We start from the raw sequence: 23234 nt of genomic DNA on the forward strand, positions 1-23234 counted from the left end.
CTCCACCGCCGGCTCGGCGCCTCCCTTCGCCGTCCCATGCCTCGCCGCCGTGCCGCTCATCCATTCGATGATGGCGAGGGCGCCCGCTGGGCATGCTCTCCCCATGTCCGAGTACGAGTGGGATCGCACCACCATGGCCGTCGTCGCCTCCGCGCTCTCCGGAGACAGCGACGGCGCGGTGGAACTCCTTCGGCCGCTCCCTCAGCGCGATGTCTGCCACATCGCCGTACGGCTCGCCGCCATGGCCGCCGACGCGTTGATCGTCGCCGCCCAGGACAGCGGAGGCGACCGCGAGGAGGCCCTGTCGCAGTGGCAGCAGTGCATCCTCCAGCACGAGGCCGAGTACGACGGCGAGTGACGCGGCCGCCGCCTGCTCAGGAGTAACTCGGGCCACCGCGCTCAGGAGTAGCTCGGGACACACGGCTCAGGCACCGCGCGGGCGGCCCCGCTCACCAGTGGCTTGGGCCGCACCGCCCCGGCACGGCGCAGGTGACACCGCTCAGGAGTGACTCGGGCCGTACCACCCGGGCAGGGCACGGGCGGCCCCGCTCGCCCCGCAGGACGGAAGCCCCGCCCCGCCGCTCAGCCGAGCCCTGCCGCTCAGCCCGGCCGGCCCGCCGCGGCAGCCATCCCGCGTATCAGCGCCTCGCGTATCGCCTCCAGCCGCTCGGCGTCCGCCCCCGGAAGCCGAGCCAGCTCACGCACCCCCAACTCGGTCTCGGCTATGGGCTCCCAAGCACCCACCTCCAGCAGCTCCCCGATGACTCCTTCGGCACCCGCCCAGTCCCCGAGGGCACAACAGCTGGCAACCGCCACAGCGGCCGCACCCATGAACCGGTGCACCGCGTTCAGAGCACTGTCGTCCAGAGCGCTGTCGTTCGGAGCGCTGTCGTTCAGATCACTCAGATCACGGCCGTTCAGCCCGTCGCCGTTCAGATCGCTGCCGTCGGGCTCGGGGGCGGGACGTATGCCGTCGGACCGCAGGTCCTCCCAGGCGGAGGCCGACCCGGCCGCGTCCGACTCGCTCGCCGCCCCGGCCAGCAGCGCCGCCTCGTACCGAACCACCGGGCCGGCGAGCGCACCGGCCGATTGCCTCGCCGCACCGACCGCTTCCCCTGCCTCCTCCAGGCGCCCGAGGCGGCGTAGACAGCCTGCCTTGAGGGCCAGGAGAGCCTCGGTCGGGCCGGCCACGGCGAGCGCACGATCGACGTCGGCCAAGGCGTGGAGATCGTCGCCCAGCAGGAGACGGACCTTGCCGCGCAGAACGAAAGCGGAGGCACCGCCGGGCGGCCGTTCCGCGCCGAGTTCGATGACCCGGTCGAAGTCCGCCAGCGCTTCCGCCAGTCGCCCCGTGAGCAGATTGGTCCTCCCCCGGGCCGCGCACCGAGCGAACTCACGCGCCGTATGCGCCCAGGCGTAGGAAGGTTCGACGGCGAGGGCCCGCTCGGCCTCCACGAGCGCCTGCTCGTAACGCTGCGTCTCCAGGTAGGTGTTGCAGCGCACCCCCCATATCCAGGGGTCGTCCGGCTGGAGTTCGGCCGCGCGCCCGAAGGCGGTCAGCGCTTCCTCGTAGCGGCCCATCGCTCTCAGCGTGAGACCGCGGCGAGCGTAGGCCCAGACGTAGTGAGGGTTGATCGCCAGGGCGCGGTCGAACTCCGCGAGGGCGAGGTCGTACTGCCCCAAGTCCCGGTAGGTCGCGCCGCGCTCGGCCATCGCCCAGGCGTACTCCGCGTTGATCTCGATGGCGCGCTCCAGGCCCGCCAGCGCCTCCTCATGGCGCCCGAGACGACGATGGCAGACGGCCCGGCTGGCGATGGTGAAGGCATGTCGGGGCCGGCCGGCCAGGGCTCGGTCGAATTCGGTGACGGCTTGCTCGAAGCGGCCCATGAGGCGGTAGACCTCGCCGAGCTGGGAGGCGGCATCCACCGAGTCCGGGGCGATGTCCAGGGCACGGGTGTAGTCCTCGGCCGCTCGCTCGAAGGAGCGCATATACCGGTGCGTCAGCCCTCGGCCGAGCAGTGCGGGTACGTCGTGCGGCGCCAGCTCCAGGCAGCGGTCGAAGTCGGCGAACGCCTGCGGCCAGGCTTCGGACTTGCGGTACTCCCGGCCCCGGATGCGGTGGATGCGGGCCTGCTCGGCCACCTCCAGACCGGACCGGGCGAGCAGCGCGGTGAGCGTCGCGATGAGGCCGTCCCCGTCCTCGGTGAGTGCGGCGACCAGCCGATCTCCCCATGCCCCGGCCTCGGCCGCGCCCGCATCCTCTCCGGCCTGACGCAGGCTCTCCGCCGCTCTGCGCACAACGGGCCGCTCGTACTCGGCCGCGTCCAAGATGTCGGCCAGCGCCTGGGACAGAGCCTGCTGGGGATCCGCGCAGAGCCGGTGATAGGTCTCCCTCAGTCGGTACTCCACCCAGCGCTCGTCGGTCCAGGACCGCTCCGGGTCGGCGTCGACCGCGCGTTCCGCACGGCGGCGGCGGGCGGCCTCGGCGAGACGGCGATGCCGGGCCGTCCAGGTCTGCGGTGATCGGCGCCGCTGGAGGCGCAGCATCGCCGTACGCACCACCTCGTGGTACTGCCACCGCCCGGCCCGGTCGGCGACGAACGGCAGCCCGCGCAGCCAGCCGAACTGCTCGGCGGCGTCCGGGTCGACCGCGGCCCGGAAGATGTCCTCGTCCAGATGGCGTGGCAGGGCGGCCGCCAGTGCCGCTTCCCGGCGGACAGGGTCCGTCTCCCACTTCAAGAAGCGCTCGACGGCCGTGTCGCTGGGGTCGTCGACGGCCTCGACCGCCCGCGGGCGGTTCTCGGCGAGGGTGGAGACCAGCACCGGCAGCCCGCCGGACAGTCGGAGGATCACCTCGACGATGCGCTCGTCGACGATGCCTCTGGTCGCCAGGAACTGCCGCGCCTCAGCCTCGGTAAAGGCCTCCAGCGGCAGCTCCGCCACACAGTCGAGGTAGTCGGCCCAGCATCGGCGGTCCAAGGCCGTCTGTCCGGCCAGCGTCACCATCACGTTGGGAGCCAGCGGGCCGTACCGGTCGGTGACCAGGACGTCGCGCAGCCATACGTCCAGCAGCGGCCCGGTCCGTTCGTAGGTGTCCAAGAAGAGGGCAAGACAGGGCACCTCGTCGGCGACGGTGCTCACTTCACGGACGAAGACCGGGGTCAGCACCTCCTGCGGCGACATCACCAGCCGGACATCGTCGTGGTTGCGCAGCCGGGCGCTGAGCAGACCACGCAGCCGTTCCGCACCGCGCGCCACCTGGCGGGGGTCCAGCGATCCGGTGACGGCTCCGACGCCGGGCACCAGATTGAGGGTGGCGAGCCCGGCCTGGGCGGCGATCACGCTGCCGGGCGAGGGGGCGGGGCCCTGCGAATCGCCCGGCTCCACCGGCCCGGACGGCCCCTCCTGCGCCGCCACGGCCGCCGCCTCGACCTCGTGCCGCCGCTCCCGATATATCGCGAACAGCTTGTCGAACGCCTTCAAGGGGCGGCCCTGCGCGGCGAGTTGGCTGCTCACGGCGGCCATCGCCTCGGGCACGCCGTGCACTGCCTCGTCGATGTACGCGGTCGGCGCGCCCCGCTCGCGCACGGCGTTCTCGAACTGCCGGATCAGGGAGGTCTTGCCGACGCCCGCCTGACCGTGCACATGGAACAGGAACTGGAACGCCGGGTCCTCCACGGCCCGCGCGAAATTGTCGCGAAAGGCCGCGATCTGGCCCTGCCGCCCGACGAACCCCTCCCGCCGTCGCAGCCGAATCAACTCCTGCCGCGACATCCTGCTGCGGTCCACGCCTCCACCCCCTCCGCGTCAGCGTCTGTCGATCCTGACGGCTTTGCCGCCCTGCTCACGCAGATTAACCTTCAGCGAAATCGAGCGTCGGCGCCTGTGGATAACTCCGGATCGGGCGATGTCCTTACGGCCCGCCACCACGCTAGGAGCTGGTCAACTCACGCCCATATCCCGCCTGTTGAGTTCCTCGGCGCAGTGGACCTCGTCGGCGTCACCGACCTTGCCGGCCTCATCTGCGTCGCCTGCCTCGTCTGCGTCATCTGCGTCATCTGCTTCGTCGACCCGTCAGCCCCGGGCCACCGCCCGCTCCACCCCTGCTCCAGCCCTACTCCACCACCGGCAGCAGCTCCGGCAGATGGCCGTCCGACGCGAGGGCGGTGCTGTGACGTTCCTGCGGCACCGGGCCGTAAGTCGTCGTGCGGGGGCGGGCGGGACGGCCGGCCTGTTCGGCAATGGCGATGAGGTCCTGAATGGAGCGGTAGGAGCCATAACTCGAACCCGCCATCCGGGAGATGGTCTCCTCCATCAGGGTGCCGCCCAGGTCGTTGGCGCCCGAGCGGAGCATCTCGGCGGCGCCGTCCGCGCCGAGCTTGACCCAGCTGGTCTGGATGTTGGTGATGTGCGGGTGGAGCAGGAGCCGGGCCATGGCCGTCACCGCGCGGTTGTCACGGGTGGTGGGTCCGGGGCGGGCGATACCGGCGAGGTAGACGGGGGCGTTGGTGTGGATGAAGGGAAGGGTGACGAACTCGGTGAAGCCTTCGACATTGTGGGACAGCGCGGACTGCTGGATCTCGGCCAGCAGGCGGAGGTGGCCGAGCCAGTGCCGTGGCTGGTCGACATGGCCGTACATCATCGTCGATGACGAGCGGATGCCCAGCTCATGGGCGCTTTTGACGACCTCGACCCAGGTGGCGGTGGGCAGCTTGCCCTTGGTGAGGATCCAGCGGACCTCGTCGTCGAGGATCTCGGCGGCCGTGCCGGGGATGCTGTCCAGGCCGGCGGCCTTGGCCTCGCTGAGCCACTCGCGGATGGACATGCCGGTGCGGGTCGCGCCGTTGACGACCTCCATGGGCGAGAAGGCGTGCACATGCATCCCGGGGACGCGTTCCTTGACGGCGCGGGCGATGTCGAAGTACGCCGTACCGGGCAGGTCGGGGTGGATGCCGCCCTGCATGCAGACCTCCACCGCGCCCACGTCCCATGCCTGTTGGGCGCGGTCGGCGACCTGGGAGAGGGAGAGCGTGTAGGCATCTGCGTCCGTGCGGCGCTGGGCGAAGGCGCAGAAGCGGCAGCCGGTGTAGCAGACGTTGGTGAAGTTGATGTTCCTGGTGACGATGTAGGTGACGTCGTCGCCAACCGTGGCGCGGCGCAGATCGTCGGCGATCTTGCACAGGGCGTCCAGCGCCGGCCCGTCGGCGTGCAGCAGCGCCAGCGCCTCCGGGTCGGTGAGCTTGGTGGGATCGTCGGCGGCCTGCGACAGGGCCTGCCGTACGTCGGCGTCGATGCGCTCCGGCGCCATCCCCGGGGCGGCGGCCTCACGCAGCGCCTCCCAGTCGCCGTAGACCTCGTCGAAGTCGTCGCGGCGGTCGGTGGTGCGGCCGTCGGTGTCGATGGTGCGGTGGAGGTCCGTACGGCCCGTGGAGTGCATCGCGAAGCCCTCGTCGGGCTCCTGCCAGGGGCGTCCGACCACCGGGGCGTCCTCGACGGCCAGGCCCGTCTCCGGGTCGGCGAGGGCGCGGACATGGGGCAGCAGGCGGGGGTCGAGCCAGGGTTCGCCGCGCTGGAGGAACTCCGGGTAGATGGGGAGCCGCTCGCGCAGCTCGAAACCGGCGGTGGCGCAGCGCTCGGTCAGCTCCTCGATCTGCGGCCAGGGGCGCTCGGGGTTGACGTGGTCGAGGGTCAGCGGGGAGACGCCGCCCCAGTCGTCGATCCCGGCGTCGATGAGCAGCGCGTATTCGCCGTCGACCAGATTGGGCGGGGCCTGGATGCGGGTCGAGGGGCCCATGATGTGCCGGGCCACCGCGATCGTCGCGGCCAGCTCCTCCAGTTCGGCGTCCGGCATGCCGCGCATCGCCGTGTCCGGCTTGGCGCGGAAGTTCTGCATGATCAGTTCCTGGATGCCGTGGTACGCGCGCTGGATGCGACGCAACGCGAAGAGGGACTCGGCCCGCTCCTCATAGGTCTCGCCGATGCCGATCAACAGCCCGCTGGTGAAGGGGACGTTGGAGCGGCCGGCGTCCTCCAGGACCCGCAGTCGGACGGCCGGCTCCTTGTCGGGCGATCCGTAGTGCGGACCGCCGGGCTCGCTCCACAGGCGCTCGGCGGTCGTCTCCAGCATCATCCCCAGCGACGGGGCTACCGGCTTGAGGCGCTGGAAGTCCGTCCAGGACATCACCCCGGGGTTGAGGTGCGGCAGCAGTCCGGTCTCCTCCAGGACGCGGATGGCCATGGCGCGGAGGTACGAGACCGTGTCGTCGTAGCCGTGCGCCTCCAGCCATTCACGGGCCTCCGGCCAGCGGTCCTCAGGCTTGTCCCCCAGGGTGAACAGGGCTTCCTTGCAGCCCATTTCCGCGCCGCGGCGCGCGATGTCCAGCACCTCGTCCGGCGACATGAACATCCCGTGGCCGTCACGGCGCAGTTTGCCGGGGACGGTGACGAAGGTGCAGTAGTGGCACTTGTCCCGGCACAGGCGCGTCAGGGGGATGAAGACTCCGCGCGAGTACGTGATGACGCCGGGGCGGCCCGCGGCCTCCAGGCCGGCGTTCCGCACCCGGGCCGCGGAGGCACACAGGCCCTTGAGGTCCTCACCACGGGCCTGCAGCAGCACCGCGGCCTCGCCGACGTCCAGCGCCACGCCGTCGCGAGCCCGTTTCAGCGCGCGGCGCATCGCGTTCGCCGTGGGGCGGCCCTGGGTGGGCCCGGCGCTCGTCCCTCGGTCGGTCACCTGGTCGGATGCCTGGTCAGGTCCCTGCGCGCTGGTAGTCATTCCCCGAGCATACGAGCGCCCGCCGACCGCACCCCCACCCGAGAGTGGGGTGGTCCATGTGCCGCTGATCACTGCGGACGGAGGTTATGTCCGCGCCCAAAGCGGGCAATTCCCCGGCGGCGGCTCCCCGCATGCCTACATGCTGGCCAGCAGCTCGTCGGAGTACGTCCGGGTCATGAACTCCATGTTGTGACCGTCGGGGTCGTTGATGTAGACGCCGCGGCCGCCGTCCAGGGTGTTGATCTGCTGGGGCTTGTTGTGCATGGGGTCGGCCCAGTAGGGCAGTTCGCGCGTCTGTATGCGGCCCATGATGGCGTCGAACTCTTCCTCGGTGACCAGGAACGCGTAGTGCGTGGGGACGAACTCACCGCCGCCGCCCAGATGCTCCGCGTAATCGAGGGCGACCCCGTTGTCCAGCTTGAGGGCGGCGAAGGGTCCGAACGACTTCGGCTCGGGCACTCCGAGCAGGTCGGCGAGGAAGCGGGCGGAGGCGAAACGGTCGGTGCTCTGCACGATCGTGTGGTCGAGGCGAGGCATCTGGGATCTCCTTGATCGTTATGGTCCGGCGATCGGCGGCGTCCCGTGAGCCCCTGGTTCGGCTCGGGGCGCCGGCCTCCGGGGCCGGTGATCGATCTCCTGTGGACCGTGGATCTGCGGGTCCTTCACCTTCGACGGTACGACCGCGGGCGCCGACGCGGATCGGTCTGCGGTACCGGCCGGGCCGGTCCGGGCCGTACGCCGATGGTCCTAGGGCAAGCCGAAGCCCCCGCCCTCTCCCGGGCACGCGCCTCGGCCACCCGACCCGCCCGTCACCCACCTCGCACGGCGCGCTCCCGTACGTCACGGGTGCTGGCGCGGTCCCCGTGACCCGGCTGCCCGGCGCGCTGTCGGGTCACAGGTACCGCGCGAAGTCGTCCAGGGTTCGCAGCACCTCCGCCTCCCCGGCGGCAGGCAGTTGCAGGACGACTTCCTGCAGGCCCAGGTCGCTGTAGTGGGCCAGCTTTCCGGCCGACGGCCGCACTCCGTACGGCACCACCAGCGGGTCGCCCGCGCGCCCCGCGTCCGACCAGGCCTGCCGTAGTACCGGAAGGGTCTCGGTCAGCCCTCGGCCGCCGATCGGCAGCCAGCCGTCCGCGTAGTCGGCGATCTGCCCGAAGAGTTTGGGGCCGGCCGCGCCACCGAGCAGCATGCGCGGCGCGCCGTGCACCGGCTTGGGGTAGGCCAGGGACGCCCGTACGGACCCGAACTCCCCCTTGTACGCGGTCGGTTCGTCGGCCCACAGGGCGCGCATCAACGCCACCCGGTCGCGGGTCAGCTCGCGCCGGGTCGACCACTCCACTCCGTGGTCGGCGGCCTCCTCGACGTTCCAGCCGTAGCCGATGCCGAGCGTGAAGCGGCCTCCGGAGAGGAAGTCGAGGGTCGCGATCTGCTTGGCGAGGTCGACCGGGTCGTGCTGCGTGACGAGGGTGATGCCGGTGCCCAGGGCGAGGCGCTCGGTGACCGCGGCGGCCTGGCCCAGGGCGATGAGCGGGTCGAGGGTGCGGCCGTATTCGCGGGGCAGCGGCTCGCCCATGGGCGCGGGAGTGTCGCGGCTGGCGGGGATGTGGGTGTGTTCGGGGAGGTAGAGGCCGGCGAATCCGCGCTGTTCCAGCTCACGGGCGAGTTGGTCCGGCCGGATCGTCTCGTCGGTCAGGAAGATCGTGGTCGCGATCCGCATCTGTGGACACCTCCGTCAGGCGTGTGGGTGACGGCATGTTGCCTCAGCGCCCGACAGTTATCCACAGGCCTTTCCCTCCGCGTCACAGCCGCGTACAACAGTTTTCACGCGGCGCAACGAAACGACCGCGCAGCGATACGAGACCGATACGACGCGAGACAGCCCTAGACGACACGAGACGACACGGGGGGCGGGTATGGAACGACGCGATGTTCTGAGACTTTCGGCGGTTGCGGGCACGACGGGCGCGCTTACGCTCGGACGTGTGAGCTTCGCCGACGCGGAGCCGGCGGCCGGGCGACCCGGTGGCGAGCCGGGTGAGCAGACCCGCCGGGTTACCGGCCATCTGCCGACGGGCGCGCCGGACTTCGTCTATCTGCCGGTCGAAGTACCCCGCGGGGTAAGGGAGATCGCCGTCTCCTACCGCTACGACAAGCCTCCTGTGCCCGAGGGCACGACCGGCAACGCCTGCGACATCGGCATCTTCGACGAGCGGGGCACGGAGCTGGGCGGCTCCGGCTTCCGCGGCTGGTCGGGCGGCGCGCGCTCGGAGTTCTTCCTGCGCGCCGACGAGGCCACCCCGGGATACCTTCCCGGCCCCGTCAACGCCGGCACCTGGCACATCGCCCTCGGCCCGTACACGGTCGCGCCGCAGGGACTGTCCTACGACGTCACGATCACCCTGCGGTACGGCCCCCGGCGACACACCCCGGCGCCCGTCTATCCGCCCCAGCGTGCCCGGGGCCGCGGACGCGCCTGGTACCGCGGCGACAGCCATCTGCACTCGGTCCACTCCGACGGCAAGCGCACACCCGCCGAGATCGCGGCGCTGGCCCGCGCCGCCGGCCTGGACTTCATCACCACCTCCGAACACAACACCACCTCCGCGCACCGCGCCTGGGAAGGCCTGTGGGGCGACGACCTGCTGATCCTGACCGGCGAGGAGGTGACCACCCGCAATGGGCACGTGGTGGCGATGGGCACCGACCCCGGGGTCTTCATCGACTGGCGCTACCGGGCGCGCGACAACGCCTTCGGGAAGTTCGCGCGTGCCATCCGACGGGCCGGGGGACTGGTCATCCCGGCGCATCCACACGCCACGTGCATCGGCTGCAACTGGAAGTTCGGGCTGAACGAAGCGGACGCGGTGGAGGTCTGGAACGGCCCGTACACCCCCGATGACGAGGTCACCCTCGCCGAGTGGGACAACGCGCTGGTCGCGCACACCCAGGGCCGCGCCGGCTGGCTGCCGGCCGTCGGCCACAGCGACGCCCACCGCGACCCGGACGTCGTCGGTCTGCCGCAGACCGTGGTGCTCGCCGACGATCTCTCCCGCCGCGCCCTCCAGGACGGCATACGGGCGGGCCGGGTCTGGATCGCCGAGTCCTCGAAGGTCGACCTGGCCTTCTCCGTCACCGGCGAGCGCGGCGAACACGCCGGAATCGGCGAGCGCCTGGAGGTCCCCCGCACGACGCGGGTCACCGCCCGGTTGAAGGTGTCCGGCGCCCCGGGCTGCACGGTCTCCTTCGTCACCGACCAGGGCCGGCTGTACACGACCGCGCTTCCGCCGTCCGGTGAGGGCACCGTGACGTGGCAGACCACCCCGGACTACGCCGCCTATATACGCGCGGAAGTCCGCCACCCGCCGACCACAGCGGGCCTCCCGGGCCCGATGGCAGCCATGACCAACCCGATCTTCCTGGGGCGGTGGGAGGCCTGAGAGGTGTGCGGGGTGTGGGGTGAGGGGCACGTCGCCGGCGCCGGAGGCGTGGCAGACGCCTGAGGCGTGGCAGACGCCTGAGGCGTGACCGGCGCCTGGGGTGTTGCAGGCATCTGCGACTTCTGAGAGCAACATGCCGGGTGGGGGCGGAGGCGGGGAGGGGAGGGGAGGGGAGGGGGGCGGGAAGCGCACGTCCTCGACTACTCCCCCACCGTTCAGCCACTCCCCCACCGTTCAGCCACTCCTCGACCGGCAACTACTCCTCAACCACCAACGCCGGTGTGGCTCGGGTCAGTACCTCGCCCCGGAAGAAGGCGGGGCTGCGGCGTTGCATGACGAGCATGAGGACGGCGCCCAGTAGGAGCAGGCCGACCCCGATGACGAAGACCGAGCCGACGCCGAAGACCGAACTGCCGGACCCGTAGGCGGGGTTCCACATATCGATCAGGGTCTTGGCGAAGACGGCCGCGAGCAGGAGGCCACCCAGGAACGGGAAGACACCCTTGAAGAGCAGGTCGCGGACCGATGTGCGCAGCTCGCGGCGGAAGAACCAGGCGCAGGCGAAGGCCGTGATCGAGTAGTAGAAGCAGATCATGAGGCCGAGGGCGTAGATGGTGTCGATGAGGACGTTCTCGCTGAGGAGGCTCATCACGGCGTAGAAGACGCCGGTGGCGACACCGGCGGCGACGGTGGCCCGGCCCGGGGAGCGGAAGCGCGGGTGGATCTTGGCGAAGGACGCCGGCAGCGCCTCGTACGCACTCATCGCCAGGACCGTGCGGGCCACCGGGATGAACGTGGTCTGCAGACTGGCCGCGGCCGAGGCGAGGACCGCGACGAAGAGCAGTACGCCGAGCACGGTGCCCATGACGGGGTTGGCGAGGGCGGCGAAGACGTTGTCGGACGTGTCCGGGTTGCCCAGGCCGAGCCCCTTGTCGCCGGCGCCGGAGAACATCTGGGAGGCCACGGCGGTGAGCAGATACGAGCCGATCAGCACGAGCATGGCCAGAAGGGCCGCGCGGCCGGGCGTCTTCGCGCTGCCGGCGGTCTCCTCGTTGACCGTGAGGCAGGCGTCCCAGCCCCAGAACATGAAGATCGAGAGGGACAGGCCGGCCGTGAAGGCGGAGAAGGACTGGACGGCGAACGGGTCGAGCCAGGTCCAGGAGAAGTGGACGGAGCCGGCGAAGTCGCCGGACTGCGCCTTCATCACGGCCATCACGACGAAGACCGCGAGGACGGCGAGTTGGAGGCCGACCAGGGCGTACTGGACGCCCTTGGTGGCGGTCATCCCGCGGTAGCTGATCGCGGTGGCGGCGGCGATGAAGGCCAGGCACGTCAGGATGTGGGCGGCCTTGTTGCCGTCGAGGTCGGCGATGGCTTGGCTGCCGGTGAGTTCGCCGAGCAGCAGATAGAAGAACGAAGTGGCCACGCCGGCGAGGTTGGAGAGCACGATGATCGTCGCGATCACCAGTCCCCAGCCGCACATCCAGCCGATCCGCGGCCCGAAGGCCTTGACGGTCCAGGTGAAGGAGGTGCCGCAGTCCGGTACGGCCTGGTTGAGCTCGCGGTAGGCGAAGGCGACCAGCAGCATCGGCAGGAAGCCGGCGAGGAAGACGGCGGGCATCTGCAGCCCGACCTCGCCGACCGTGGGGCCGAGCGTCGAGGTGAGGCAGTAGACGGGGGCGACGGTGGAGATGCCGATGACCGCGCTGCCGAGCAGGCCTACGGAGTTGCCGCTGAGGCCCTTGCTGCGGGTGTCACCGCCGGTAGCGCCGACGCTCGTTACCGTGTCTCCGGTTTGGGGCCGGAGGTCAACCTGAACCATGAACAGGACGTTAAGCGCTGCTGTATTCGCATCCGGAAGATCAAACTCCGGAACTGACGCCTTCGCTGCGCAGGGGAATTGGCGAAGCAGTCAGGCGATGTCAAGATTAATTGCGGGATCAACCTTTGGTTCGATGGCCGGGCGCCATCGCTTCCACATTGCGGGAATCGCAGCACTGTCCGTTTTGTCACGATTCGAAATTTTCCCGTCCGGATTTTGAACACCACATCTCGCTCACCGGAGCTTCCGGCTCTCCCCACTCGGCCCGGCAGCCTCCCCCCGGCTCACCCGCCTCCGCCGCACCCACGCCTCGCCCCCCGCCTCACCCCGGCCACACGATCGCCTGCAGCTCGCTGTACGCATGCAGCGCGTACGAGCCCACGTCCCGCCCCACCCCGCTCCTCTTGAAGCCGCCGAACGGCGCCTCCATGTTCCGGCCGACGGTGTTGACCCCGACCCCGCCGGCCCGCAGCCGCCGGGCCACCCGGAAGGCGCGGGCCACATCGCCCGACCAGACGTAGTCGATCAGTCCGTAGTCGCTGTCGTTGGCCAGGTCCACCCCTTCGTCCTCCTCGTCGAAGGGGACGACCACGACGACCGGGCCGAAGATCTCCTCCCGCACCACACGCATATCGCGGGTGCAGTCGGCAAGGAGCGTGGGGGCCACATAGCACCCCTCCTCCTGCGCGGGCCGCTCACCACCCGCGACGAGGCGGGCGCCCTCCTTGCGGCCCAGTTCCACATACGACTCGACCCGGTCCCGGTGCGCGGCCGAGATCACCGGCCCGACGACCGTGCCCCGCTCCCTCGGATCGCCGACCTCGAGCCGCCCGACGTACCGCGCGAGGCCGTCCACCAGGGCCTCGTACACACCCCGCTGTGCGATCACCCGTGTCGGCGCCGTGCAGATCTGCCCGCTGTAGAAGGAGAAGGTCGTGCCGATGCCCCGGACTGCCGACTCCAGGTCCGCGTCGTCGAAGACCACCGCCGCGCCCTTGCCGCCCAGCTCCATGAGCTGGCGCTTCATGCCGCGGCCGCAGACCTCGCCGATGCGCTGCCCGACCGCCGTGGAGCCGGTGAAACTCACCATGTCCACGTCCGGCGAGTCGACGGCCGCCTCACCGACCTCCACCGACGCGCCGCTCACCACGTTCACCACACCCGGCGGCGCCCCCGCCTCCGCCAGCGCGGCCGCCATCCGGTACACCGACAGGGGATCCTGCGGGGCGGGCTTGACCACGACCGTGTTGCCCATCGCCAGGGCCGGGGCCACCTTGCCCGCGGGATTCGCCCAGGGGTTGTTGTAGGAGGTGATGCAGGTGACGACACCGACCGGCTGGCGCACCGCGAGCGCTCCGATCACCGCCGCCCCGCCCATCGGTCCGGCCTCGTTGATCTGCGGCACGAGTGCCTGCTCGACCGGCTCCAGGGCCCCCTTGGCGTAGCGGCGGAAGCGCGCCACCGCCACCCCGACCTGCATGCCCCGCGCGGTCGCGGTCGTCGCACCGCTCTCGGCCTGCGCCAGCTCGGCGTTCGCGGCGAAGTCGCGCTGGATGACGTCCGCGGCGCGGTCGAGGATCGCGGCGCGCTCCTCCGGCCGGGTACGGGACCAGGCCGCGAAGGCCTCGCGCGCCGCCGCGGCCGCCTCGTACACCTGCGCCCGGGACGCCTCGGGCGCGCGCCCGACGACCGCCCCGTACGCCGGATCGATCACGTCGTAGTGTCCGCCGGCCGGCTCGACCCACTCTCCGCCGATGAACAACTTGCCGTCCAAGACCGTCATGTGGCGCCCCCGATCGTCACTTGGTCCACCCCTGCCGCCACTTGGCGCCGGCCAGTCGTCGCCTGATGTTCCCCGGCGGCCACTCGACGCTCCCCTGCCGCACCTCGGCACTCTCCGCCCGTCACTTGGTGGCCACCGTCCTGGTGTCCCGCCCCGACCGCAGCACCCTGCCCGGCACGGCGCCGGTCACCGCGTCGTCGCGGATCACCTCGACGCCGTTGACCCACACCGCGTTCACGCCGATCGCCGCGGAGTCCAGGCGGGGGCTGTCGCCCGGCAGGTCGTGCACGAGCGTCGCCTTGCCCGCGTCGATGGTCTCCGGGTCGAAGAGCACCAGATCGGCGTGCCAGCCTTCCCGGACGCGTCCCCGCTCCCGCAGGCCGAAGAGCTGCGCGGGGTCGTCGGTGAGCATCTTCACGGCCTGCTCCAGCCCGACCAGCTTGCGTCCGCGCAGGCAGTCGCCGAGGAACCGGGTCGTGTACGGGGCTCCGCACATCCGGTCCAGGTGCGCGCCCGCGTCCGAGCCGCCCAGCAGTACGTCCTCGTGCCGCCAGGTCTCGGCGCGCAGGGCCCAGGAATCCGGGTCGTTGTCGGTCGGCATGGGCCACAGCACCGTGCGGAGCCGGTCGTTGGCGCAGATCTCCACCAGGCAGGCGAACGGCTCCTGCCCGCGCTCGGCGGCGATGTCCCGTACGACCCGCCCCGTCAGACCCTCGTTGGCCTCGCTGTACGTATCGCCGATGACATAGCGGCCGAAGTCGGCGAGCCGTCGGAAGACGCCGGCCTCCTTGCTGTCCGCGCGCCGCAGCATCTCGGCGCGCACGGCCGCGTCGCGCAGCCTGGCGATCCGCTCGTCGATCGGCAGCCCGAGGATCTCGCCCCATCCGGGGATCAGGTTCAGGGCGCAGAAGGTGCCCAGCGACATGTTCATCGGCGTCAGGATCGGCATCGTCAGCGCCACGACCCGGCCGCCCGTCTTCCGGGCCCGCTCACTGGCCACGAGCTGGCGCGGCACACGCTCGGGGACGGCGGCGTCGATGGTGAGGACGTTCCAGTTCAGGGGCCGCCCGGCCGTCGCGCTCATCTCCACGAACAGCTCGATCTCCGCGTCGCTGAACTGGTCGAGGCAGCCGGCCACGATCGCCTCGATCTGGGTGCCCTCGTGCTCGGCGACGGCCCGCGACAGGGCGAGCAGTTCGGCCGGCTTCGCGTGCCGGGACGCGACCGGCTCGCCGTCGCCGTCGGAGTGGGTGGACGACTGGGTGGTGGACAGCCCCCACGCCCCCGCCTCCATCGCCTCGTGGAAGAGGGCGAGCATCTGCGCCATCTGCTGCTCGCTCGGCTGCCCGCCCACCGCGTCCGCGCCCATCACATACCGGCGCAGCGCACAGTGCCCCACCATGAAGCCCGCGTTGACGGCGATGCGCCCCTCCAGCGCGTCCAGGTACTCCCCGAACGAACTCCAGTCCCAGGGCGCGCCCTCCTCCAGCGCCACCAGGGACATGCCCTCCACCTTGGACATCATCCGGCGGGTGTAGTCGGCGTCCTCGGGCCGCGCGGGGTTCAGCGGGGCCAGGGTGAAGCCGCAGTTGCCGCCCGCGACGGTCGTCACGCCGTGGTTGAGCGAGGGCGTGGCATAGGGGTCCCAGAAGAGCTGGGCGTCGTAGTGGGTATGCGGATCGACGAATCCGGGCGCGAGGATCCGGCCGTGGGCGTCCTCGCTCGTCACGGCTTCCTCGCGCACCGTCCCGGGGTCGGCGATGACGGCGATGCGCCCGTCGCGTATCCCGACGTCGGCGACGTACCCGGGCGCGCCCGTCCCGTCCACGACGGTCGCGCCCTTGATCAGGTGGTCGAGCATGACGGCAGTGCCTCCCCTTCCCCTGCGGTTGCCGAACCCTTCCGGACGCCTCAGTCGCCGGCCGCCCGCCGGAACCGGCTCGTCCGATGCACCGGGTCCGTGTCGATCTTCGGGATCACGTGCTCACCGATGAGCTTGATCGTGTTCATGGTGTCCTCGTACGACACCCCGATCGGCAGCCCGAAGCTCAGCTGGTCGGCGCCGGCCTGCTCCCAGCGCTTGCACTGCCGGAGCACCTCGTCCGGATCGCCGCAGATCATCAGCTCCTCGGCGATCAGCAGCTCGATGATCTCGGCGGTGTAGTCGGGCAGCAGCTCGGGCCACTCGGGGATGCCCTCGGGCCGCGGGAAGGTGTCGTGGTAGCGGAAGACCAGCGACTGGAGGTAGTTGAGCCCGCCGTTGACGGCGATCTCCACCGCCTTCTCGTGTGTCTCGGCGCAGATCGCCGTCGAGGTCACCATCACGTTGTCGTTGACGAAGTCGCCGATCGGCTCGGCGTCTCGGATGGCCGTCTTGTACTGCTCCAGCACCCACTCCATGTCGGAGACCTTCTGGACGCTGAAGCCCAGCACGCCGAGCCCCTTCTTGGCCGCCATGGCGTACGAGGACGGCGATCCGGCCGCGTACCACATCGCCGGGTGCGAGGCCCCGTACGGCTTGGGGAAGATCTTGCGCGGCGGCAGCTGCCAGTGCTTGCCCTGGAACCCGGGGTACTCCTCCTGGAGCCACATCTTCGGGAACTCGGCGATGGTCTCTTCCCAGATCTCCTTGGTGTGGTTCATGTCGGTGATGCCGGGGAGGAAGCCGAGGATCTCGTGGGATCCGGCGCCGCGCCCGCTGCCGAACTCGAACCGCCCCTCGCTGAGGTGGTCGAGCATGGCGACCTTCTCGGCGACCTTCACGGGGTGGTTGACCTGGGCGAGCGGATTGAAGATCCCCGAGCCCAGGTGGATCCGCTCGGTCGCGTGCGCCAGGTACCCGAGGAAGACGTCGTTGGCGGAGAGGTGCGAGTACTCCTCCAGGAAGTGGTGCTCGGACGCCCAGGCGTACTTGAAGCCGGAGGCGTCCGCCTGGATGACGTACTCGGTCTCCTCCATCAGCGCCTTGTGCTCCGCGAGCGGATCGGTCTCGGCCCGCTTGCCCACGTATCCCTGTACAAAGAGCCCGAATTCCAAGGAGGTTCACCGTCCCGAGCTATTTCTGACGTAGCGTCAGATTCGATGTGTGAGCCGACTGTTCCATCGCACGCCAGGGGCGTCAATAGCCGCCGCACGGGATACCTGACTAGTCGTCAGATTCGTTGGATGGGCTTTTCCCGCCGTCACAGGACGCTGACCCCCGCCAGCCATCCGCCGTCGATGACGAACGGCTGCCCGGTGATGTACGACGAGTCCTGGCAGGACAGGAAGAGCGCCAGCCTGGCGACCTCCTCCGGCTGCCCGACCCGCCCCAGCGGCACGAGCTTCGCGTAGAGCTCCCCAAGGGCCTGCGCGGCCGCCTCGCCGTCCGCCTCCGGATCGAGCTGCGCCGGGTTGCTCATCGCGGTGTCGATGGCCCCCGGGCACACCGCGTTCACCCGGATCCCCCTGGCGGCGAGTTCGAGCGCGGCGACCCTGGTCAGGCCCACGATCGCGTGCTTGGTGGCGGTGTACGCGCCGACGTACGCCATACCCGTGACGCCCGTGTACGAGGCGGTGTTCACGATGGTCCCGCCGCCCGCGGCCTCGATCTCGGGCGCGACGCTCTTGATCCCGAGGAAGGCACCGATCTGGTTGACCTGGATGACCTGCTGGAACTCGTCGAGCGGGGTGCTGGTCAGCTCGTTGAAGCGCAGGATGCCGGCGTTGTTGACCAGCCCGTCGACCTTGCCGAAGGCCCGCTTGGCCGCGGCGACGGCCGCTTGCCAGTCGTCCTCCCGGCTCACGTCCAGGTGGACGTACGCGGCCCGCCCCTCCCCTATCTCCTTGGCGAGGGCCTCGCCCTGATCGTCGAGAACGTCGGCGAGCACGACCCGCGCCCCCTCGGCCGCGAAGAGCCGCGCCTCCTGCTCGCCCTGCCCGCGCGCCGCACCGGTGACGATGACGACGCGTCCGTCCAGCTTGCCCATGGCAGCCTCCTTGGCCACTCGGTTCAGGTGCGGATGATCGGTACAGGTGCGGGATCGCCGGTGCGGACACAAACGGCCGGTGCAGGTACGGACGGCCGCTTCGGGTGTCCGCGGCCGCTCAATCCAGGTGAGGGGCGACTTCGGCCGCGAACGCCGCCATCTGATCCGTCAGTTCGCCGCGGCTACGGGACCTGAACCGCACCTGGATCTGGTGCACGCCCATCGCGGCGTACTCCCGCAGCGACGCAGCGATGCGCTCGGGCTCCCCGGACAGGGTCCGACGCCCGACCTCCCACCCCGGATCGCCCACGTACACCGGCTCGACGATGGCCCCGATCACGGCCGGCTCCTCGATGCCGGCCGCCTCCCTCGCCGCCCGCAGCTTGGCGATCTGCCCGGGCAGCTGCTCGCGCCGGTCGCCCTGCGGCAGCCAGCCGTCCGCGCGCTCCGCGGCCCGGCGTACGGCGGCGGGCGAGGATCCCCCCACCCAGATCGGCGGCCGCGGCCGCTGCGCGGGCCGCGGCGCCTGACCCAGCCCCTCGAACGCGAACCGCTCCCCGGCGAACTTCGGGAACTCCTCGCCCCCCAGCGCCGCCTTCAGCGCATCCACCGTCTCGTCCAGCACCGCCCCGCGCCGCACGAAGTCCACCCCGAGCGCCTCGAACTCCTCCCGGACGTGCCCGGCGCCGACCCCGAGGATCAGCCGCCCGCCGGAGAGGTGATCGAGCGTCGCGTACTGCTTGGCCGTGACCAGCGGATGCCTCAGCCCGACCACCGCCACGTGGCTCAGCAGCCGCACTCGCTCCGTCACGGCGGCCAGATGCGCGAGCGTGGCGACCGGGTCGTACCACACGGTGCTCATCGCCTCGGCCAGCCGCCGCGGGATCGCGATGTGCTCGCAACAGGCGAGGTAGGCGAACCCGTGCCGGTCGGCGGCCCGCGCGATCTCGACCAGGTCGGCGGGCCCCGCGGCGACCTCCCAGCTCTCCGCGTAGAGCGTGCTCTGCGACTGCACCGGAAGCTGCATCCCGTACGCCAGCCGCCCCAGCTCGGGCCGCCATACGCCTTCCCCCGCACCGCCCACGTCGCTGCCCACGTCGCCACTCACGCGCCCTCCAGCCATACCTGACGGACCGTCATATAGCTTGCCGGGTCATGGTCGTGCCTTACCTGCCATCAGACAAGAGCCGGGGAGGGACGGACCCGATGTCACCCGATGCCGATCCGGCACTGCAGCCGCCGGCCTGCCCCGACGAGTACGGCCCCGAGCAGCGGCTCGCGAACCGGATCCGGCGCGGCTTTCGCACCGCAGCCGGGCACCTCGACACCGCGACGGCGCCGTTGATCTCCGCTTGGGGGCGGAAGCCGGAGGTCTAGGGGGTGCCTACACCGCGCCCCGGGACGCGCGCCACATCGTGTGTTCGCGGCTGATCGCCTCCTCGGCGTCGGCGATCTCCTGGGCCCACTCCGACTCGTCGCGCACCGCGGACAGCCGCTGGTGCACGATGCTCAGTTCGGTCGCCGCGAAGGTGTAGGCCCGGCCCAGCGACTCGTGCTGGCGTACCGCGAACCACGCGGCCCCCGCGCCCAGCACCGCCGCCAGCACACCGGGCAGGTCGAAGGTGACGATCTCCAGCAGGCGCAGTACGGCGGCGAGCACGCCCAGTGCCTCCACGGTGATCAGGCCGATCCGCCAGCGGCGGGCGAGCTTGATGTTCGTGGTCGCCTTGGCCCCGTACCACTGCTGCTGATCGGCGATCCGGCCGGTGAGATACGCCTGCTTGCGGACCGCGAACGGGCTCTGGCGCAGCTCGCCCATGGTCTCGGTCGCGGCCATCGAGCCGACCGGGACGAGGCTGTCGCTCGGTGCCTCCCGCAGCAGGACCTCCAGCCGCTCGTGGAACCTGCGCTCCGCGTCGGCCGCGGGCAGGGTGACCGGGAACGGGTCGCCGGCCACCGCGTACCGCCACGACAGCGTCTTCACCGACTCCGCCAGGGCCCGCCCGTCGTACCAGGCCCGCTCCGGCCGGTCCGTGAGCATCCAGACCTCTAAATAGACGGTCGCCAGGAACGCCAGCAGCACCATCGCCACCGCCGCGTCCGCGCTCGACACCGCGCAGACCGCGGCGGCGATCGCCAGCAGCAGGCGCCATTTCGTGCCCGTCATATAGCGCCGCTGCCCCGAGAGGGAAGCGGTGTCCGCCGACCGGAATACCGCCGGGAAATCCTCGTCGCCGAGTGTGCGCACCTCGCCCATCCGCAGCCCCGCCCGCCCCTCGCACTCGCAGCATGCGTCCGAAATACCGGAGAAGTGAGGAGTCTAGAGGTGATCGGGGGCGTTCGGGCGGGGAATGGGGAGGTTACGGGCCATGGCCGGGCGGCGGCCGTCCCCGCGGCCTCGCGGGCGCCGGGCGATCTGGACGTTTCTGCGCCAACCACCCTGCCCACAGGCCCTGTTGCGAGTGCATCCGGCACTGAGGATGATGCGGCGACCGGGGTCCGGCAGCGGGCCCGAAACGGCCTGAACGGACGGGGGAGCGGGATTGGGAGACGGGAACGCGGCGGAGCGGCCGTACCGGAATGACGCCTTCATTTCCTACCACCATGCGTCGGACAGCGCGAAGGCCGCCCATCTGCGGCGCGGGCTGCAGAATTTCGCCCGCAGCTGGCGGCAATTACGCGCGCTGCGGGTCTTTCTCGACAAGGACTCGCTGTCCGCGAATCCGGGGCTGTGGCCGGAGATCGAGCGCCAGCTCGCCGATTCCGGCGCCTTCATCCTGCTGGCCTGCCCGGGTTCGGCCGACTCGGTGTGGGTGCAGAAGGAGGCCGAGTGGTGGCGCACCGGCCTGGGGCCGCGCAAGATGCTCATCGCGGTCACCGGCGGGGAGTTGGTGTGGGACCACGAGCGCGGGGACTTCGACTGGGAGCGCACCACGTGTCTGCCGCGCACCATGGCGGGCATGTTCACCGACGAGCCGCGCTGGGTCGATCTGCGCTGGATGTCGGAGGACGACCCCGGCTCGCTCCGCGACCCCCGGTTCCAGCAGTGTGTGGCCGATCTGGCGGCGCCCCTGCACGGCCGCCCCAAAGAGGACCTGATCGGTGCGGACGTCGCCCAGCACCGCAAGACCCGACGGCTGGCGCGGGGCGCGCTCGCCGTCATCACCACGCTCGCCGTGCTGGCCGGTGCGGCGTCGGTGGTCGCGGTGCTGCAGCGGGACGAGGCCCGCAGGCAGGCCCGGCTGGCGACCTCGCGGCAGCTCGCGGCCACCGCGCTGAACCTCAAGGACGGCAACCTGCGGCTGGCCTCGCTGCTGGGCATCGAGGCGTACCGCATGCAGAAGTCGCCCGAGGCCATCGCCACGCTGAATCGACTCGCCACCGACAGCCCGTACTTGGTGAGGATGGTGTCGAGCGCGAAGCCGATCAGCACCTTGGCCTTCAGCGGGGACGACACCGCCGTCGCCGTGGGGGACGAGGGCGGCGCGGTGACGGTGTGGAGCAGCGACGGCCGCGCGGTACGCGCCCGTACCGAGCTGCCCGGCCGGATCACGGCGGCGGGTTTCAGCGAGGACGGCAAGCGCCTGGCCGTCGGCGACGGCAAGGGCAATCTGGGGGTCTACGACCTGGCGGGCAGGAAGCTGCGGCGGCTCGCGCCGATGCCGAAGGCGGTTTCCTCGCTGGAGTTCAGCATGGGCGGGAATCTGGCCGTCGCGGACGAGGACGGCACGGTGACGCTCTACGAGCAGGCCCGGGAGAAGTTCCGCTCCAAGCGCACCGGCCACATTGGCAGCCTGGTGGTCTTCCAGAACGAGGAGAGCTATCTGCTGGTCCGCGACGCGGTCGGCGGCGGCGCCCTGTACACCGTGCCCGACCTGCGCACGGTCATGGATGACCAGACGTTCAAGCTGCCGGCCAATCAGGCCGCGGTCGCCGTGTCCGCTGGAGGGCACTGCTTCGGATACCTCAAATACGGGATCTTCACCAGCACGGGACTGCCGAAGGCCAAGGGGCGCGAGGCCCTCGCCGACACCTGCGGGAAGTTCCCCATGCTCCCCAACGAGGAGGCGCTGATGCTGGCGCTGACCGACGGCAGCCGGATGGCCGTCGGGACGGCGTCCGGCATCACGGTGGTCGACGGCGAGGCCGACGGCGAGGAGGACGGGGAGACCGACGGGGAGCCCAACCAGGTCCGCAAGCTCACCGGCGTCGGCCGGCCCACGCTGCTGAAGTTCTCCGCCACGGGCGGCAGGCTCGCCTCCGCGCACGGCCGGACGGCCGCGCTGTGGAACCTCGGCCAGGCGTCCCGGACCGCGCACACGCACGGGCTGTCCCTCGTCGACATGCAGAACATGATCGTTGCTCCGCCGCTGGCCACCGGTCCGGGCGGCCGGATCGCCTGGAGCAACCGGCTGGAGAGCGAGCTGGATTCCGACCCGCCGAAGGATCTGCACGTCTGGAGCCCGAAGGGCGGCACCGCCGTCGGCGGGGACGCCTTGTACTACGAGTGCGTCGCCTTCGGCGGCGACGGACGCACGCTCTACGCGGGGACCAACGGTGAGATCCAGGAATGGCGGATCGTGGGCAAGCGCCTGGAGAAGCGGCGCACGATCGCCCTTTCCGGGTCGCGCGAGGGCTTCCACGCGGCCACGCGCGAGATCGCCCCGCTCGGGGCGGGCGCCCTGGCCGTGACCACGGGCGACGGCGCGGTGCACCTCGCCGACCCCTCGGCGCGGCGCACCCGGATCGTGGTCCCGCCGTCATCCGCTGATCCCCATCGGCCGCGACTGGCCTCGCTGAGCGCCGACGGGCGGGCCGCCGCGGTGGAGAACGCCGAGGGCGGCGTCGACATCCACACCCTCCCCACCGGGCGCAAGGTGCAGACGGCGCGCCTGCCGGACGAGGCGGTGGGCTCCTTCGCGCTGGCCGCCGACGGCCGTTCGCTCTTCCTCGACGGCACCGAGCGCGCCTTCGCCCGCTGGGACCTGGACGAGCGGCGGCTGCGCTGGCGGAGCGACGAGCCGAACGGCGCCCGAGTGGCGGTAAGCAAGGACGGCCGTACGGTCGCGACCTTGACCGACGGCGGCACTCTGACCCGTTGGGACGTCGACACCGGCGACCGGCTGGGCGGCCCCGAGATCCCGATCCCGCCCCGCACGCTGTCGGGGAACGGCGGCATCGGCGAGCACACCGGGTTCGTGGTGGACGACGCGGGCACACTGTGGACCGCCACCGAGGGCGGCGAGGTCCTGTCCTGGGACTTCTCCGTGGACTCCTGGATCGAGGGCCTCTGCCGGATCGCCGGCGGCCACGGTCTGACCGACGCCGAATGGCGCCGGTACGTGGGGACCACCCCGCCGTCCCGGCCCACCTGCGACTGACGGCGCGGCTGCGAACAGCGGCCTCGGCCACCCCGTCCCGGCGAGGACGGGGTGGCGGGGGTCCGCAC

At 71.1% G+C, this 23234-nt stretch carries 15 protein-coding genes; 4 read left to right on the forward strand and 11 right to left on the reverse strand.

Annotation, left to right across the window (positions count from 1 at the left end):
• Nucleotides 1-103 precede the first annotated feature (103 nt).
• A complete protein-coding gene (locus WAB15_RS18005; RefSeq protein WP_384430192.1) occupies nucleotides 104-358 on the forward strand; it encodes a hypothetical protein in 255 nt (84 codons plus the stop codon).
• Between the two features lie 242 nt (nucleotides 359-600).
• Here the strand turns inward: WAB15_RS18005 and WAB15_RS18010 are convergent, their stop codons facing one another.
• The 4 genes from WAB15_RS18010 to WAB15_RS18025 form a co-directional block, all read right to left on the reverse strand.
• Nucleotides 601-3789 (reverse strand): tetratricopeptide repeat protein, encoded by a 3189-nt coding sequence (locus WAB15_RS18010; RefSeq protein ID WP_407286880.1) that lies wholly within the window; start codon nucleotides 3787-3789, stop codon nucleotides 601-603.
• Between the two features lie 325 nt (nucleotides 3790-4114).
• On the reverse strand, nucleotides 4115-6775 hold the full coding sequence (locus WAB15_RS18015) for a bifunctional FO biosynthesis protein CofGH (protein WP_407286881.1): 2661 nt from the start codon (nucleotides 6773-6775) through the stop codon (nucleotides 4115-4117).
• Nucleotides 6776-6910: 135 nt separating this feature from the next.
• A complete protein-coding gene (locus tag WAB15_RS18020) occupies nucleotides 6911-7312 on the reverse strand; it encodes a VOC family protein (RefSeq protein ID WP_407286882.1) in 402 nt (133 codons plus the stop codon).
• Between the two features lie 355 nt (nucleotides 7313-7667).
• Complete coding sequence (locus WAB15_RS18025) at nucleotides 7668-8492, reverse strand: TIGR03619 family F420-dependent LLM class oxidoreductase (RefSeq protein ID WP_407286883.1); 825 nt, start codon at nucleotides 8490-8492, stop codon at nucleotides 7668-7670.
• Between the two features lie 196 nt (nucleotides 8493-8688).
• On the opposite strand from WAB15_RS18025, the gene WAB15_RS18030 reads away from it, so the two are divergent.
• Entirely contained in the window at nucleotides 8689-10212 is a 1524-nt protein-coding gene (locus tag WAB15_RS18030) for a CehA/McbA family metallohydrolase (protein WP_407286884.1), read from the forward strand.
• A gap of 256 nt (nucleotides 10213-10468) precedes the next feature.
• Here the strand turns inward: WAB15_RS18030 and WAB15_RS18035 are convergent, their stop codons facing one another.
• The 6 genes from WAB15_RS18035 to WAB15_RS18060 all read right to left on the reverse strand — a co-directional run bounded on the left by WAB15_RS18035 (nucleotide 10469) and on the right by WAB15_RS18060 (nucleotide 18812).
• Complete coding sequence (locus WAB15_RS18035; protein ID WP_407286885.1) at nucleotides 10469-12034, reverse strand: APC family permease; 1566 nt, start codon at nucleotides 12032-12034, stop codon at nucleotides 10469-10471.
• 322 nt (nucleotides 12035-12356) lie between these two features.
• On the reverse strand, nucleotides 12357-13817 hold the full coding sequence (locus WAB15_RS18040; RefSeq protein ID WP_407286886.1) for an aldehyde dehydrogenase family protein: 1461 nt from the start codon (nucleotides 13815-13817) through the stop codon (nucleotides 12357-12359).
• Between the two features lie 121 nt (nucleotides 13818-13938).
• Complete coding sequence (locus WAB15_RS18045) at nucleotides 13939-15678, reverse strand: amidohydrolase family protein (RefSeq protein ID WP_407286887.1); 1740 nt, start codon at nucleotides 15676-15678, stop codon at nucleotides 13939-13941.
• 50 nt (nucleotides 15679-15728) lie between these two features.
• Nucleotides 15729-16853 (reverse strand): LLM class flavin-dependent oxidoreductase, encoded by a 1125-nt coding sequence (locus tag WAB15_RS18050; RefSeq protein WP_399146622.1) that lies wholly within the window; start codon nucleotides 16851-16853, stop codon nucleotides 15729-15731.
• A 146-nt stretch (nucleotides 16854-16999) separates the two neighbouring features.
• Nucleotides 17000-17785, reverse strand: a complete 786-nt coding sequence (locus WAB15_RS18055) for an SDR family NAD(P)-dependent oxidoreductase (protein WP_399146621.1) — start codon at nucleotides 17783-17785, stop codon at nucleotides 17000-17002.
• Between the two features lie 118 nt (nucleotides 17786-17903).
• Complete coding sequence (locus tag WAB15_RS18060) at nucleotides 17904-18812, reverse strand: TIGR03619 family F420-dependent LLM class oxidoreductase (RefSeq protein ID WP_407289246.1); 909 nt, start codon at nucleotides 18810-18812, stop codon at nucleotides 17904-17906.
• A gap of 179 nt (nucleotides 18813-18991) precedes the next feature.
• On the opposite strand from WAB15_RS18060, the gene WAB15_RS18065 reads away from it, so the two are divergent.
• On the forward strand, nucleotides 18992-19162 hold the full coding sequence (locus WAB15_RS18065) for a hypothetical protein (protein WP_407286888.1): 171 nt from the start codon (nucleotides 18992-18994) through the stop codon (nucleotides 19160-19162).
• Between the two features lie 7 nt (nucleotides 19163-19169).
• Here the strand turns inward: WAB15_RS18065 and WAB15_RS18070 are convergent, their stop codons facing one another.
• The gene (locus WAB15_RS18070) at nucleotides 19170-20042 is read right to left on the reverse strand and encodes a DUF4231 domain-containing protein (RefSeq protein ID WP_407286889.1); all 873 of its coding nucleotides are present in this window, start codon (nucleotides 20040-20042) and stop codon (nucleotides 19170-19172) included.
• 286 nt (nucleotides 20043-20328) lie between these two features.
• Here WAB15_RS18070 and WAB15_RS18075 point away from each other — a divergent pair, with 286 nt between their 5' ends.
• A complete protein-coding gene (locus WAB15_RS18075; RefSeq protein ID WP_407286890.1) occupies nucleotides 20329-23166 on the forward strand; it encodes a toll/interleukin-1 receptor domain-containing protein in 2838 nt (945 codons plus the stop codon).
• The last annotated feature ends 68 nt before the right edge of the window (nucleotides 23167-23234 follow it).

Origin of the sequence: Streptomyces sirii (assembly GCF_045690365.1) — a bacterium.
In the GTDB taxonomy this organism is placed as follows: Bacteria; Actinomycetota; Actinomycetes; order Streptomycetales; family Streptomycetaceae; genus Streptomyces; species Streptomyces sirii.

What these genes read in the sequence shown, in the direction of transcription:
- WAB15_RS18015 (WP_407286881.1), bottom strand. Translation starts at nt 6,775, where the DNA reads ATGACTACCAGCGCGCAGGGACCTGACCAGGCATCCGACCAGGTGACC.
- WAB15_RS18020 (WP_407286882.1), bottom strand. Translation starts at nt 7,312, where the DNA reads ATGCCTCGCCTCGACCACACGATCGTGCAGAGCACCGACCGTTTCGCC.
- WAB15_RS18060 (WP_407289246.1), bottom strand. Translation starts at nt 18,812, where the DNA reads ATGCAGCTTCCGGTGCAGTCGCAGAGCACGCTCTACGCGGAGAGCTGG.
- WAB15_RS18045 (WP_407286887.1), bottom strand. Translation starts at nt 15,678, where the DNA reads ATGCTCGACCACCTGATCAAGGGCGCGACCGTCGTGGACGGGACGGGC.
- WAB15_RS18040 (WP_407286886.1), bottom strand. Translation starts at nt 13,817, where the DNA reads ATGACGGTCTTGGACGGCAAGTTGTTCATCGGCGGAGAGTGGGTCGAG.
- WAB15_RS18070 (WP_407286889.1), bottom strand. Translation starts at nt 20,042, where the DNA reads ATGGGCGAGGTGCGCACACTCGGCGACGAGGATTTCCCGGCGGTATTC.
- WAB15_RS18055 (WP_399146621.1), bottom strand. Translation starts at nt 17,785, where the DNA reads ATGGGCAAGCTGGACGGACGCGTCGTCATCGTCACCGGTGCGGCGCGC.
- WAB15_RS18025 (WP_407286883.1), bottom strand. Translation starts at nt 8,492, where the DNA reads ATGCGGATCGCGACCACGATCTTCCTGACCGACGAGACGATCCGGCCG.
- WAB15_RS18030 (WP_407286884.1), top strand. Translation starts at nt 8,689, where the DNA reads ATGGAACGACGCGATGTTCTGAGACTTTCGGCGGTTGCGGGCACGACG.
- WAB15_RS18065 (WP_407286888.1), top strand. Translation starts at nt 18,992, where the DNA reads ATGTCACCCGATGCCGATCCGGCACTGCAGCCGCCGGCCTGCCCCGAC.
- WAB15_RS18005 (WP_384430192.1), top strand. Translation starts at nt 104, where the DNA reads ATGTCCGAGTACGAGTGGGATCGCACCACCATGGCCGTCGTCGCCTCC.
- WAB15_RS18035 (WP_407286885.1), bottom strand. Translation starts at nt 12,034, where the DNA reads ATGGTTCAGGTTGACCTCCGGCCCCAAACCGGAGACACGGTAACGAGC.